At 67.8% G+C, this 12308-nt stretch carries 16 protein-coding genes; 11 read left to right on the top strand and 5 right to left on the bottom strand.

Annotated elements, in window-relative coordinates; genetic code table 11:
* Nucleotides 1–31 precede the first annotated feature (31 nt).
* The 11 genes from ACFFJD_RS06400 (at nucleotide 32) to ACFFJD_RS06350 (ending at nucleotide 10595) form a co-directional block, all read left to right on the top strand.
* Nucleotides 32–790, top strand: a complete 759-nt coding sequence (locus tag ACFFJD_RS06400; protein WP_382362301.1) for a hypothetical protein — start codon at nucleotides 32–34, stop codon at nucleotides 788–790.
* Nucleotides 772–2409, top strand: a complete 1638-nt coding sequence (locus ACFFJD_RS06395) for a Gp37-like protein (RefSeq protein WP_382362299.1) — start codon at nucleotides 772–774, stop codon at nucleotides 2407–2409. Before ACFFJD_RS06400 ends, ACFFJD_RS06395 begins: the two co-directional genes overlap by 19 nt.
* A gap of 10 nt (nucleotides 2410–2419) precedes the next feature.
* On the top strand, nucleotides 2420–2833 hold the full coding sequence (locus tag ACFFJD_RS06390; protein WP_382362297.1) for a phage gene 29 protein family protein: 414 nt from the start codon (nucleotides 2420–2422) through the stop codon (nucleotides 2831–2833).
* Between the two features lie 67 nt (nucleotides 2834–2900).
* A complete protein-coding gene (locus ACFFJD_RS06385; RefSeq protein WP_382362295.1) occupies nucleotides 2901–4622 on the top strand; it encodes a C39 family peptidase in 1722 nt (573 codons plus the stop codon).
* Nucleotides 4619–4942, top strand: coding sequence for a hypothetical protein (locus ACFFJD_RS06380; protein ID WP_382362293.1), 324 nt, complete (start codon nucleotides 4619–4621; stop codon nucleotides 4940–4942). The genes ACFFJD_RS06385 and ACFFJD_RS06380 overlap by 4 nt, the downstream gene beginning before the upstream one ends.
* Nucleotides 4939–5367: a hypothetical protein gene (locus ACFFJD_RS06375; RefSeq protein WP_382362291.1), complete on the top strand. Its 429-nt coding sequence runs from the start codon at nucleotides 4939–4941 to the stop codon at nucleotides 5365–5367. Before ACFFJD_RS06380 ends, ACFFJD_RS06375 begins: the two co-directional genes overlap by 4 nt.
* Nucleotides 5367–5828: a hypothetical protein gene (locus ACFFJD_RS06370; protein ID WP_382362289.1), complete on the top strand. Its 462-nt coding sequence runs from the start codon at nucleotides 5367–5369 to the stop codon at nucleotides 5826–5828. The genes ACFFJD_RS06375 and ACFFJD_RS06370 overlap by 1 nt, the downstream gene beginning before the upstream one ends.
* Before the next feature lie 10 nt (nucleotides 5829–5838).
* Complete coding sequence (locus tag ACFFJD_RS06365) at nucleotides 5839–7593, top strand: hypothetical protein (RefSeq protein WP_382362287.1); 1755 nt, start codon at nucleotides 5839–5841, stop codon at nucleotides 7591–7593.
* Nucleotides 7593–8840, top strand: a complete 1248-nt coding sequence (locus ACFFJD_RS06360; RefSeq protein WP_345314438.1) for a hypothetical protein — start codon at nucleotides 7593–7595, stop codon at nucleotides 8838–8840. The genes ACFFJD_RS06365 and ACFFJD_RS06360 overlap by 1 nt, the downstream gene beginning before the upstream one ends.
* Before the next feature lie 152 nt (nucleotides 8841–8992).
* On the top strand, nucleotides 8993–9961 hold the full coding sequence (locus ACFFJD_RS06355) for a glycine-rich domain-containing protein (protein WP_382362285.1): 969 nt from the start codon (nucleotides 8993–8995) through the stop codon (nucleotides 9959–9961).
* 250 nt (nucleotides 9962–10211) lie between these two features.
* On the top strand, nucleotides 10212–10595 hold the full coding sequence (locus ACFFJD_RS06350) for a phage tail fiber protein (protein ID WP_382362283.1): 384 nt from the start codon (nucleotides 10212–10214) through the stop codon (nucleotides 10593–10595).
* Nucleotides 10596–10657: 62 nt separating this feature from the next.
* On the opposite strand, the gene ACFFJD_RS06345 is transcribed toward ACFFJD_RS06350, so the two are convergent.
* From ACFFJD_RS06345 to ACFFJD_RS06325, 5 genes are read right to left on the bottom strand one after another with little or no spacing between them, the layout of a single operon-like run.
* Entirely contained in the window at nucleotides 10658–10996 is a 339-nt protein-coding gene (locus ACFFJD_RS06345; RefSeq protein ID WP_382362281.1) for a DUF2283 domain-containing protein, read from the bottom strand.
* Between the two features lie 5 nt (nucleotides 10997–11001).
* Nucleotides 11002–11232: a DUF4258 domain-containing protein gene (locus ACFFJD_RS06340; RefSeq protein WP_382362279.1), complete on the bottom strand. Its 231-nt coding sequence runs from the start codon at nucleotides 11230–11232 to the stop codon at nucleotides 11002–11004.
* Nucleotides 11232–11621 carry a DUF6941 family protein gene (locus tag ACFFJD_RS06335; protein ID WP_382362277.1) on the bottom strand — a complete coding sequence of 130 codons (390 nt, stop codon included), beginning with the start codon at nucleotides 11619–11621 and terminating at the stop codon, nucleotides 11232–11234. Before ACFFJD_RS06335 ends, ACFFJD_RS06340 begins: the two co-directional genes overlap by 1 nt.
* Nucleotides 11622–11673: 52 nt before the next feature.
* Complete coding sequence (locus tag ACFFJD_RS06330; protein WP_382362275.1) at nucleotides 11674–11907, bottom strand: helix-turn-helix transcriptional regulator; 234 nt, start codon at nucleotides 11905–11907, stop codon at nucleotides 11674–11676.
* Complete coding sequence (locus ACFFJD_RS06325; RefSeq protein ID WP_382362273.1) at nucleotides 11897–12058, bottom strand: hypothetical protein; 162 nt, start codon at nucleotides 12056–12058, stop codon at nucleotides 11897–11899. Before ACFFJD_RS06325 ends, ACFFJD_RS06330 begins: the two co-directional genes overlap by 11 nt.
* Nucleotides 12059–12308 lie beyond the last annotated feature (250 nt).

Raw genomic sequence — 12308 nt, 5'->3', positions numbered from 1 at the left:
CGAGTCCGTGTGGCACCTACATGGTGCCCGCATGGGCGAAGAGGGCCTGTACATGCAGGGCGTCAAGGGCCTGTATCACCCGCAGCGGACACCGCGGGTGCAGACGCCCGCCTTCTATCCGGGCGCAATCCCCGGGGCACCGAAGACCGATCCGACGGTCACCGACCTGAAGGTGTTGTCGGTCGGTGTCGGCGGCGCCGAGTGGGAGGCAGTCGAGGAAGCGTGGTGGTCGTCCTGGTCCGACGAGGCCGACGGCACGCTGCGCGTGTGGAACCGTGCCGGCACCAAGTACCGGTGGCAGCCGTACCGGATCCAGAAGTGGCCCGACGACGACATGGACACCGAACCGGACGAGGAATGGCCGTGGGCGCTGCCACTGGTGTCCTACCGGCCCGGGTGGCGTGGGCAGACGATCACCTCGACGTGGTCCGGCACCGGCTCGGGAACGCTGGCGCTGGTCAACCCCGGCGACCTGCCGTGCTGGGCGCAGATCTCCCTCACCAACAGCGGCGTCGAGCAGTGGACCGTCCCCGACGGCATCGGCGGCGACACCGTGCAGTTGGAGGTGTTCGACGCGTCGGTGGGTGACCTGTTCGTCGACACCGACCAGTTCGAGCTGCAGCTGGAGTCCGACGTGGAATCGCAGATCGCGGCGTCCCTGCTTGGGTTGCGGTTCCGCCAGCCGATCCCGCCCCGCACCACGGTGCCGGTCAACGTGCCGATCTCGGTGACCGGCAGGCCCGGTGCAGCGAAGGCGTACATGACGCCGATGTGGCTTCGGCCGTGGTGACCGCCGAGCAGGAGATCCGGCTCGACGGTGTCCGCACCCGCGTCATGGACCGGCGGCGCATCGAGGCGGTGGCGCTCGCGGCCAAGCCCGAGGTGATCATCTGCGACAAGCAGTGGCAGAAGGTCTGCTACCTGCAGAACGAGCTCCTGGCCGACGCCGAGGAAATCGCGAACGACACCGGCGAAGCCGACATCACCATTCCCGGCCGGCACCGGCTCGCGGCGTGGCTGCTGTCCAAGCAGAACCAGCCCGCCGACGTGCACATGATCATCGAGACGCCGTACAAGCGGTGGGCCGGTAAGTGCCAGTCCATCCAGCGGGTCGTCGCCGGCGGCGAGATGGTCGCGATCAAGCTCCACTTCCTGCACGACTACGACCGCGCCAAGAAGATGTACCTGTTCGCCGTCCCCGCCAGTCCTGCCGAGGTCCAGCCACTCAAAGCGATGCCGTGGGTCGGTCCGTCGGTGACCGGCGTGAACACGTACGCGTTGACGAACGCGTGGCGCAACCAGTCGCCGCTGAACATGCTGCCCGGGGACATCCTCGACCCGGGGAACTGGTCGAACTATCTGCCGGAGAACTGGTGGACCACCTGGGTCCCGAACAACCCGCTGACTGACGGGTCGCGGTGGACGGCGATGTCCGCACGGTTCCCCGCGCTCCACGACCACGTGCTGCCCACGCTCCTCGACGGCGGCCTCCACATGAGCGTGCAACGCTGGATGCCCGGCGACCCGCCCATTCCAGGAGTCCGACTCTCGGGCGAGCATGCGGTGCGCGTGTTCAAGACCGTCGACAAGTCCGGGTACGTCGGCTACACCGGCACCATCGCCGACGGCATCCTCAACACGGTCGGTGTGATGGCCGAGGACTTCATCAACGAGGTCCGCACCGAACTGGCCCGCGAGGTTCCCGAGGAGTACAAGCTCCCCGGGATCTTCGGCACGCACAAGTCAGCGCCGGCCATCGTCATCCCGGAAGGCGAGTACACGCCGCTGTCGTCATCGACGATGACGCTGCACAAGGCGATCGCGTACGCGATGATCACCGGCGGCAAGAGCCCCCAGTGGGTCAACTCGCTCGCCAAGCTCGCCGCCAACGCCGCGCTGGGCTGGTTGGGTGCCACGATCGGCAACCCCGGACTCGCGCTCGGCGTTTTCGACTTCCTCGTCGAGGACACGATCCTCGCGTTCCACCGCCTCCCGAACTTCGTGCGCGCGGACATGATGGGCCCGGACGCCGACTGGGAGATGTGGGTCCAGGGCCCCGGCGTCGGAGCGACCCTCTCCACGCTGCAGGCGATGCGCGTCGGACTGTGGGACAGCCGGTTCTACACCTCGTATCAGGCCGAGGTCGAGCCAGCGGCGATGGGCTGGAAGCTCGGCAAGCACTACGACCTGATGGACCGCTTGACCTTCGAGATCGGCGGCGGCCTGTACGTGGACAACCTCACCCGCTGGGGCGTGTCGTGGTCGGCAACCGAACCCGTCCGATACCGACTGACCATCGGCGACGGCCGCGCCGAGGAAGCACCGGCCGCGAAGGCCACCCGCTACAAGGAGTCCCTGCTCGCGGTGATCCAGCAGCAGGGGGTCCTGTCCGACGGCGGAACGATGTGAGAGGACCCGCATGAGGCACGTGAATCGGATCGACGACGGCGACCCGACGTACTCGATCCCGTACGACCCGGCCACCCGCAAACGGCACCCGAACGAGGCACTGTTCCTCGACATCCCGATGTCGATGGCCAAGGGCCCACACGGCCGGTTCATCGCCGCGCCGGGCGCGATCATGCTGCCGCACACCGCGGCGCGGCTGGCCGAGCACGTGGAACTGTGCGGGTTCGTCCTCGACCCGGACGCCGCGGCGATCCGGCGCGTGGACCTACCGCGCGGCGCCGCGCGGTGGCAGGACATCGCCGACCCCGTGCCCGACGTCGATCCGGTCGACGCTGTGCACGTCGCCGCCGCCGCGGCGCTGACGCCAGCTGAGCAGGCCGCGCTCATCGAGCGGCTACAAGAAGGCCTCGACGGCCAACGCTGAACTGCCGTCGCCGACTCCTGCCCCGTTCATCCGGACGGGGCATTTCGCATCCCCGGAGGGAACTAGAATGGCCGAGAGAGTCCTCGCCTACGACCGCACCATCGTCCCGCAGGAGACCGGCTGGTACTGCGGTCCCGCCAGCGTCCAGGTCGCGCTCAACGCGCGCGGCGTCGTCAAGTCCGAGCGTGAGCTCGCGCTGCGCCTCGAACGCTACGAGGGGAACGTCGACGGCCGCGGGCAGGTATTCGACGACCAAGATGGCACCGACCACATCGGGCAGGTCACCCGCGTCGTCACCGACTACCTGCCGGCAGCGAAGATGGCGACGGTCGAGTACCCGAAGGATCCGCCGACGGCCGCGCTGAAGGATCAGCTGTGGAACCATCTGCGGGCGTCGATTGACGCGGGGTTCGGCATGGTCGCGAACATCGTCAGCCCGCCGTCGAACCGGTGGCGGTTGGCGAAGCCCTCCACCGTCGCCCCGAACTATGGGAGCGTCACGGTCTGGCATTACGTCGCGATCATGGGTTACTCCGACGTCGGCGGCGTGCGGAAGGTGTGGGTTGCCGATCCCGGGTTCGCGCCTCACGGGTGGTGGGCCACCCTCGACTCCCTCGCGAGCCTGATTCCGCCGAAGGGCTACAGCTACTCAACCGCCGCGTCCAAGCCGGTGACCGCGCCGCTACCGGACGCGCCGGCGGTCGCGATTCCGAAGTTCACCGAGGTCCGCGACATCGGGCAGTCGCACCAGGCCCGCACCCGCGCGCCGATCAACTTCCTGCTGCACACGTCGCAGTCGACCGGCGACGCCCGCGCGCTCGCGAACTACTGCAAGAACCCCGCCAACTCCGCGAGCTACCACTTCATCCTCGGCAGCGGCCAGCTCATCCAGATCGTCGACACCTCGCGCGCGTCGTGGTCGGTACTCGACGCGAACGCGTACACCATCAACCTGTGCTTCTCGGGCTCGTTCGCGGAATGGTCGCGCGCGGAATGGCTCAAGCGGCGCGACGACATTCGGATCGCCGCCTACATCGCCGTCCGTGAGGCCCGCAAGGCCGGGATCTCCGTCGATGTGCTGCGGCCCGGCCCGTACCGGCGAGGCTCGGGTATCTCCGACCATAAGTACGTCACCGAGGCGCTCGGGATCGGCACGCACACCGACGTCGGGAAGCACTTCCCGTGGGATCTGTTCGCGGCCGACGTCCTGGCGTTCGTGCAGCCCGCCTTCGCGCCCGTGAACCTCATCGACGCCGAAGCGGCGCGCGCCGCGGCGTGGATCGGGAAGCGGCTTGCTCCGGTCGGCGTTGCTGGCGAGACCGTCATCCGCCGCGACGGCGCCGAGGTCGGCCGGTTCGTGGTCTACGAGCACGCGCACATCTACTGGAAGACCGGCACCCGCCAGGCCTTCGCAGTCCCGCACGCCGATCCCGCGCTGCCTGGCACCGGGCTGTTCGAGACCTGGGGCGCGGACTACCGGTGGGAGCAGGGCCCGCTCGGGTTCCCGGACCGCGCGCACGCGGTCGTCACGAACGGCGCGGTGCAGGCCTTCGCGCACGGCGTCCTGTTCCGGAAGAACGGCCAGCCGCGCGGCTACGCGGTGTGGGGCCGCATCTACGACGCCTACCGCGCCAACGGGTCCGAGCAGGGTCCCCTCGGCTGGCCGACGTCGCCCGAGGAAAAGGTCGCCGACACCGACAACGTGCAGCAGCGGTTTGAGCATGGCCGTCTCGTCTGGTCGCCGTCCGGCGTCGCAGTCCTCATCGACACCAAGGAGCTCGCAGCATGACCACACCCGCCCCCATCCCCGGCACTGACGTTCTCGTCGACGTCCTCGTCGAGCAGATGCAGCAGCAGCCGTGGTGGCGCCGCTTCGCTAACACCGTCTCGGCCGCCGCGGGCGCCGTAATCCTCATCCTGTGGGTGGCGGTCGCCGCCGGCCTCGACGTGCCGAGCGACTGGCTCGGCGGGGTGTCCGCAGCGATTGGGCTCCTCACCACCCTCGGCGTTCTCCGGACCCCGAATGGGTTGACGCCGCGCGGCGTCGATCGCGTCGCGGCCGCCGCCGGCGTCGAATACCAGGGCCGCCACCGGAGCGCCGAAGAGTGATTCTTCGCCGCGGGCAGTGGCGGGCGCTCATCCCTGAGCGGTGGAGGACCGCGGTCCTCGCCGTGATCCCGCTGTCGATGATCGTCATCGGCGTCGACTACTGCCTCGGCGAGAACACGCCCGCGCTTACCGAGATCGAACGCGCCGCGCCCGTCTGGGCGTGGGGAGCTGGGCTGCTGGTCTCCGGGCTCGTGGTCCTCGCCGGGTACGCCGGCCGGTGGCGGCACATTGCGATCGGTGGCTTGCACGTCGGTGGCGCGCTCATGCTCACCCTCGGCGCGGGGATCGCCGTCGAGACCGTCGACACCACCGGCGGATTCCGTTGGGCGTGGCTGTACGGTGCCGTCGGGCTCGCGGCCTGGGGTGCCGCAATCGGCTACTGGATGCAGGTCGAACCGCCTGCCGACGACGATGAGGAGCGCTGATGGACTGGGACACCCCGCCGGCAGGGGTCCCGTGGCCCGTCTGGTTGTTCCTGACTCTTGTCGGAGGACCCGCCGGGGCGTCGTTGCTCTTCACTCAGGCCGCGGCGCGGCTGCCCGGAGCGCTGGGCGCTCTGGGCCGGTGGTGGCAGCAGCGGCGTCGGGATAAGCGCGACGAGTTCCTGCAGTCGCAGGCGGCGCGCGTCGATGATCGGGAGATCAAGCGCCTGTCAGTGCGCTACGACGAGCTTGCCGCCGACGCCGAGCAGGATCGGATCCGGCACCGCGCGGAGATCGCCGAGGTGCGCGGGGAGGTGCAGGAGCTCCGGGACCTGCTGACCGCAGCCAACTCGCGGTTGTGGGCGGCGATCGGGTACGTGCGGATCCTGATCGACTCGCACCACAAGCACGCGCCAGCGGCGCAGGTTCCGACCGCACCGGACAAACTGCAGGACCTGATCTGAAAGGCGATCGATGACCTCACCCGACGGGTTGCCACTGGCCGCCTATCAGCGCGCCTTCGGCCAGTCGATTGGCGACTGGGACATGGACGATCTCGTCGACCGGGTCGAGCTCGGCGACGAGATCCTGTTCGGCCCGCTGCGGCAACTGCTGTCGCAGGTGACGGGGCTGCCACCATCGACGTGGCCGACTGTCGCGTCGGTGCGGACAGCGCTCACCGATTGGTTCGCACAGATCGGCGCTGACTTCGGCGAGCTCCTGGACGCGCTTGCGGGCAGGTACACCGGCACCGATCCTGTTCTTGGCGCGATCCAGGCTGTCGCCGGCGGCTTTCGGCAGGTCCTCTCTGGTGGTCGGCTGATCAACCTCGGGCAGCTCACGGCGTCGCCGGTGAACCTGATTCCGGCTGGGTTCGACACGCTGGACACGATCGATGAGGGTGAGGGCTGGTCCTGGGACTCGGGTGTTGGGCGGACGCTGCCTGGTGCGGCGCGGTTCGACGCGACCGGCGAGCCGGCCGTCTTGTTCCCGCCGTTTCCTGGCGAGGTCGAGCCGGGCAAGGTGTACCGTGCCGCGATCTGGGCTCGGTGGTCCGGCGTGGACGCCGGCCAGGCCACGCCGTTCGTCCGGTGGCTCGACGCCAACCACGCGACGATCACCGACACCTCACTACCGTTCTCCGAGATCAGTGGCACCACGGCGACGTGGTCGGAGATCACGGGGAATGTCACGGCGCCCGCGGCGGCCCGGTGGGCGATGATCGCCCTCGGTGTGACGCCGATCGGCACCGGAACCGTGTGGTGGGATGATCCCGGACTCTGGGCCGAGCAGCAGACACTCCCGCAACAGGTCATCGATGGCCTGACGGTCGCACTGGATTCGTTGGGGGATTGGATTGAGGCGCTGGTCGATCGGATCCTGGATGCTCTCGGGGTCCCGAAGCTCGGTGGCTTGTTCGACAGGATCCTCGACGCCGGCGACGCGTTGTCTGAGCTGCAGGACACCGCTGAGGATGGGGTCGCCGCGGTCCGGGACTTGTTCGACACGATCGGCGGGCACGTCGGCGCGAATCTCGCAGACGTCGAGCAACGCCTGACCGCGTTCCTCACCGCGGCGTCGAACCTCGACGGCGGGAAGATCGTCGGGTCGGTGTCGGCGGCGCTGATCGCCGGCGTGCTCGACCTCGCGCGTATCCCGGCGTTGCCGGTGACCAAGGTGACCAACCTGCAGACGATCATCGCCGCGTTGGATGGTCGGGCGAGTACCGCTGAGGCCGACATCATCGACCTACAGGACCGCTCCCAGGCTTTGGAGGGTGTGGTCGGGTACGGGTCGGCGTACATGTCGGGGTCGCCGGGTGTGAACACCTCCGCCACGCTCATGCAGTTCGATCAGCGGGTCGGCCCGATGGTCGGCGCGACGCTGGCGGGCGGCCGGTTCACGCTGGGCAGCAAGGGCTTGTGGCGGTTCGAAGCGCAGGTGCGGTTCTGGGGTGCGAAGTACGCGCCGCCGAAGTGCTTCATGGACATCATCATCCGCAACTCCGGTGGCACGGAGATCGCGCGGTTGAAGGCGATGGCTTCCTCCGATGACGAGATCACGGTGACGAACGTGATGCCGGCGGTGGTGCCGTCGGCGGGGTGCACGGCCGAGGTGGTGGCGTGGACGTCGGCGATCCCGATCATCGGCGGGAACTGGCGCGGTATCGGCGGCGGGTACTCGACGACCAGATTCTCGGTGTTCAAGATCAGTGAGGAGACCAGCTGATGGCTGATCCGATTGAGCCGGACCAGAATGCGACGTCGGCGGGAGTGACGTCGATCCCGGAGATGATCGGGAAGGGCGCACCGTCGGGGGTGTGTGACCTCGATGCGGCCGCGGTGGTTCCGATGTCGCGGATCCCGATGGCGGTCGGCGGTACCGGAGGGTTGACGTCGACGCCGACGCAGATCGTCGCGCACTCGATGACCGGCACCGCCGGCGGACTGGCCGGGGTGTACCCGTCGGTGTGGGAGCAGGCCTCGGACCCGAACTACTACACCGGCAGCTTCGGTGTGCGCCGGGACAGCAGCTACACCGGGTACACCGCGGACTACTACCTGCACACCACGGCGCTGTCTCAGACGCAGTGGGCCGAAGTGGAGGTGTCGCCGGAATCGGCGTGCGGGTACGACGACATGCACGGCGTGGTGTTGCGGGCGGGCAACGAGACGGGACCGTCGACGCGGAACGGACTGCTGGTGGTGGTCGCCAACGACTACGGATCGAACGGGTTCGTGTCGATCGCCCGGTTCACCTCGCGGGTCTCGAACATCACCTGGCTTCGTGAGGTGCGCATGAGTGCGCCGATCGCGCCGGGCGATGTGATTCGGGCGCTGGTCGACGGGGACACGATCACCGTCTCGGTCAACGGCGCCGAAGTGGTGGCGTACTCCGGTGCGCAGGTGTCGGCACAGACCGGGTCGCGGGTCGGGGTGTACGCGGGCAACGGGGGCCGGATCAAGAACTTTAAGGCCGGTACCGTCTCGACGCCGATGCGCGTGAATCAGCCGTTGTGTGTGCACCTGGCGTCGACGTACTCGAACCCGGCGAACACGGACTTGATCGCGGGCGGCAACTGGTCACAGGTGACCGGACCGTCGGGGGTGTACCTGCCCGGCGGCACCTCCGGGCTTGGCGGGAACACGGCGTACGCGCGGTGTGTCATCCCGGCAACCGCCTGGTATCGCGTCGAGCTGACGGTGCAGTCCACGGCCACGACCGGCACCGCGGGCATCAAGATCATGAAACGCACCGGCACCGCGGCACCGGTGGTCACCACGCACTCGATCGCGTCGGCGCTCGGGAACGCCGGCGGTGAGGGCACCCCGCTGTATGCGTGTTCGCAGCCGGAGATCTTCGCCGCTGGTGATGTCATCTACTGGGCGACGTGGGCGTCGGTGGCGACCACGTTCCAGCCGCAGGCGTTCGGGCAGATCAAGTCGAAGTTCACGTTGACGCGGGTCGCGTCCTGATGGGGTGGTCGACGACGCTGCCACCGGTGGCGGGTGCGGGCGGGTGGACGACGACACCCCCGGTCCCGGCGCCGTCGGCGGCGTGGACACCGCGCCGCATGTTGGCGTTGGCCGCTCAGATCACCGCGGCCCCGCACCTGGCGTTGCAGGCTGTGCAGGCCCTGGGCGTCGACCACGACGCGGCCGCTACTGCGGTTGTGGAGTTGGCCGCCGAACTTCACGTCTCCGTGCAGCAGGCGGGGAGCGTGACGGCCACGGCCGGTCTCATCGCGCGGCTGCACGTGGCGATCGTCGCCGCTGTCGGTGTGACGGCGACGGCCGCGTTCCAGACCGTCAAACCGCTCGATGTGGCGACGGCTTCGTCGCTGACCGCGGCACTGGACCTGATGGCCGTCAAGGACATCGCTGCGCAACTCGCGGTTGTCGCGTCCACGGATGTGGCTCTGACCCGCTACCTGCTGGCCGAGTATGTCGCGGCTGCGACGGTGGCCACCACGCTTTGGGTCGACCGGATCGCCACCGCCGATACCGCTGCCACGGTGTCCGCCGACACCACATGCACAATCGGCTATCCACCGCTTTCACCGGTGACCACCGCGATCACAACCACCTCGACGTGGACGTTTCCTCGTGCGGCTGACTGGCTCGACATCATCGTCGTCGGCGGCGGTGGTGGCGGACATGGCGCCGGATGGGCTCTCAACGGCGACGGCGGCAAAGCCGGCCGGTGGCAAGCCACAACGATCCAACGAGGCGTGCACCTACCTTCAGATGCGACCGGCATCCTCTTCGCGATCGGTGCCGGAGGTGGCGGCGGATCGGGAGGCGCGATCGCCAAACCTGGAAGCGCTGGAGCCGCCACCACCGCGGAGGGTTCCGGTTCCGATGGCTCATACGTGTCCCTCTACGGTGCTGGCGGCGCCCGCGGATCGGGTACCGGCGCCGGAGGCGACCGCCGCACCGGGGAAGCGGCAGGCAACTACACCTGGAACGCCCGCATGTACACCGGCGGCGGAGCGGACGGCGGGACGCCGGGATCAGGCGGTCGCGGCGGTGCAGCAGCATCCGGTAACGGCAGCGCAGGCGGCCGAGGCCAAGGATGGGGGACCGCTTACCAATGATCAGCCCCGAGGACTATCCAGACCCGCCGCACGACGGCGAATGGCCAACTGAGTTCCTCATCGACCGGGACTACGCCGACACCATCACTTCCGCGTGGCGCCGTATCCGACCCGACACAACTCAGCTACGACGCACCGGCGACCTGCTACACGTCAAGCAGAGCGACCAGACCAGAACGTACCGACTAGACCACCGCCTGGTGGCAACCGATCACCAGGTGTACCTCGCCACCGAAAGGACAACCTGATCATGCCTGCTGGAGTCTCCACTTTTCTGGCCAATGCGCTCCTCGACCACGCCACCGGCCGAGTCGCCTACACCAAGCCGAGCGCTGTCTACGCGCGCCTGCACACCGGCAACCCCGGCGCGGCCGGCACCGCGAACGCGTCGGCACAGACCACACGCGTCGCCACCACGTTCGCTGCCGCAGCCGCCGGGACGATCGCGATGTCGAACGCGCCCGAGTTCACCCTGACCGGATCCGAAACGATCAACCACGTGTCGTTCTGGGACGCAGCGACCGGCGGCAACTTCCTGTGGTCCGCCGCGGCGACCGTGGCGAAGGGAGGCACTGCCGGCGACATCATCCGCATCGCGACGAACAGTCTCAGCCTCGGTGTGATCGCCAGCTGACGCCCCGCACACGAACGCGCCCCCGGCCATGTTCATGGCCGGGGGCGCGTTTTCATGGTCATTTATCGAGCAAACTGTCGTCGGTCCGCAGTGTCCAGAACGCCCTGCTGCTCGATCTTGGTGGTTCCGCCCATGAACTGGACCATAGTGTCGAGGTTGTCCTGAACGATCTGCCGCTGTTCCGTCGAGACGTGGAAGTTCTTGCAGAGGTCGGCGATCGGGAACTTCTGGATCTGCAGGTCCAGCACTTCGATACCGAGAACGACGTTGAACTGGTCGAGGTCGACGAAGATGCTGTCGTTCAGCTGCGCAGTCCGGTGTACCTCGCGATCTCCATGGATCGTCACGTAAGCGGCGCCAGCGGTCCGGTCCACCTCAACAACTACCTTGGTCTGGGACATCGGGGTCACTCTCCTCTCCACCACGCGGTCACAACCGTGAGCGTACCTGTACAAGATCTCTCGACGGTCACGATCCCAAGCTCTCGGTCGTCTACCGTCGCTTGGTGTACCCAGTTCGAATTGTCTCCTTCGCGGTGCAGATGGCAAGCGCGAAGTGCGACGACGATGTCCGCTTCGGTGATCTTTCGGCGCTGGCACTGGCGGCGCGCGTGCGCTGTGATCTGCAGATGCACCATCAGTCTGTGATCACCTCGAACTTGAGGACCCGGACTACGTCCTCGTTGAGGGTGATCGTGAGGGTCACGAGTCCGGGCTCGAGGATCGCCAACGGCTGTGAGATACAAAACAGAACTGCAGACTTGCCGTCGTACACGTGATCGGTCATCGACGAGTCGATTGTCCCGTTGATGGTGAATACGGGGGAATCGCCGGGGAGGTCGAACGACAGCGCCATGTCGAATGGTGCGAATCCTTCATCGGCGCGGACGCGGCCAGCGACGCAGAGCGATACCGCGAACGGCGTACTCGGCACCTTCATGTCGATGAAGCTGGCTCCGACTGCGGTGATCTTCCCGTCGGTGATGGTGGCGTAGTCGGCGAGGAAGGCGTAGTCCAGTTCGGGCATGGTTGCTGACACTAGTTTGTGCTGGGCGTTGTCGCCGCAACTTTCGGGATGGTCAGCGCGTCAGGTCGGTTCGTGCGCCGCGTCCAGGACGGGCGGCGTTCCATGCGTCGATGGTTTCCGGCAGCCAGCCGCGGACGGTGCCGCGCGGTAACGTCCCGTCGTCGTTGACCGGCCCGATCGTGACGTCGGGTTCAGGGAGTCGGTAGCGGCTGAGGGTGGACGGCTCGACGCCGATGTGTGCCGCTACCTGTCGCTGGGACAGGTAGCGGCGGGTGTTAGCGGGCATGTCGGCGGCGTGCCTCGTAGGTCGCCCACGCGCCGATTCCGGCCCATGCGGCCCAGACGGCGAGCAGTGCCGGACTGTAGGCGACAGACGTGAGGATCGCGAGGATCGCGGCGGTGCCGATGGTGGCTTGAATGCCCTTGTCGTGAATCATCGGTCTGGTGTCCTTTCGTTGATTCGGTGGTGCTGGTGGTGGGATGATGGGCCCTGCTGGCCCGGAGGACCGGGGGCGGTGTCTACGCCCCCGGCACTTCGGGTCAGTCGCGGTGGCGGTTCTGCCAGACCTGGATCGCCTGGAGCAGCGTTGCCGCGATCGCGATGATCAGGGTCACATCCGTCTTGTCCATTTGGCCTCACCTCCTTTCCTGTTGTCGTCCTTACAACTACGACTATACAGGGGTGAG

Source organism: Gordonia phosphorivorans (assembly GCF_042432625.1).
GTDB lineage: Bacteria > Actinomycetota > Actinomycetes > Mycobacteriales > Mycobacteriaceae > Gordonia > Gordonia phosphorivorans.
Note: the sequence above shows the minus strand (reverse complement) of the source record. Positions and strands in the feature narration are given on the sequence as shown.

Excerpts from the sequence above, each read along its gene's own strand:
- ACFFJD_RS06400 (WP_382362301.1), top strand. The coding sequence starts at position 32 with ATGGGCGAAGAGGGCCTGTACATGCAGGGCGTCAAGGGCCTGTATCAC.
- ACFFJD_RS06390 (WP_382362297.1), top strand. The coding sequence starts at position 2,420 with ATGAGGCACGTGAATCGGATCGACGACGGCGACCCGACGTACTCGATC.
- ACFFJD_RS06385 (WP_382362295.1), top strand. The coding sequence starts at position 2,901 with ATGGCCGAGAGAGTCCTCGCCTACGACCGCACCATCGTCCCGCAGGAG.
- ACFFJD_RS06380 (WP_382362293.1), top strand. The coding sequence starts at position 4,619 with ATGACCACACCCGCCCCCATCCCCGGCACTGACGTTCTCGTCGACGTC.
- ACFFJD_RS06370 (WP_382362289.1), top strand. The coding sequence starts at position 5,367 with ATGGACTGGGACACCCCGCCGGCAGGGGTCCCGTGGCCCGTCTGGTTG.
- ACFFJD_RS06365 (WP_382362287.1), top strand. The coding sequence starts at position 5,839 with ATGACCTCACCCGACGGGTTGCCACTGGCCGCCTATCAGCGCGCCTTC.
- ACFFJD_RS06360 (WP_345314438.1), top strand. The coding sequence starts at position 7,593 with ATGGCTGATCCGATTGAGCCGGACCAGAATGCGACGTCGGCGGGAGTG.
- ACFFJD_RS06350 (WP_382362283.1), top strand. The coding sequence starts at position 10,212 with ATGCCTGCTGGAGTCTCCACTTTTCTGGCCAATGCGCTCCTCGACCAC.
- ACFFJD_RS06345 (WP_382362281.1), bottom strand. The coding sequence starts at position 10,996 with ATGTCCCAGACCAAGGTAGTTGTTGAGGTGGACCGGACCGCTGGCGCC.
- ACFFJD_RS06340 (WP_382362279.1), bottom strand. The coding sequence starts at position 11,232 with ATGGTGCATCTGCAGATCACAGCGCACGCGCGCCGCCAGTGCCAGCGC.
- ACFFJD_RS06335 (WP_382362277.1), bottom strand. The coding sequence starts at position 11,621 with ATGCCCGAACTGGACTACGCCTTCCTCGCCGACTACGCCACCATCACC.
- ACFFJD_RS06330 (WP_382362275.1), bottom strand. The coding sequence starts at position 11,907 with ATGCCCGCTAACACCCGCCGCTACCTGTCCCAGCGACAGGTAGCGGCA.
- ACFFJD_RS06325 (WP_382362273.1), bottom strand. The coding sequence starts at position 12,058 with ATGATTCACGACAAGGGCATTCAAGCCACCATCGGCACCGCCGCGATC.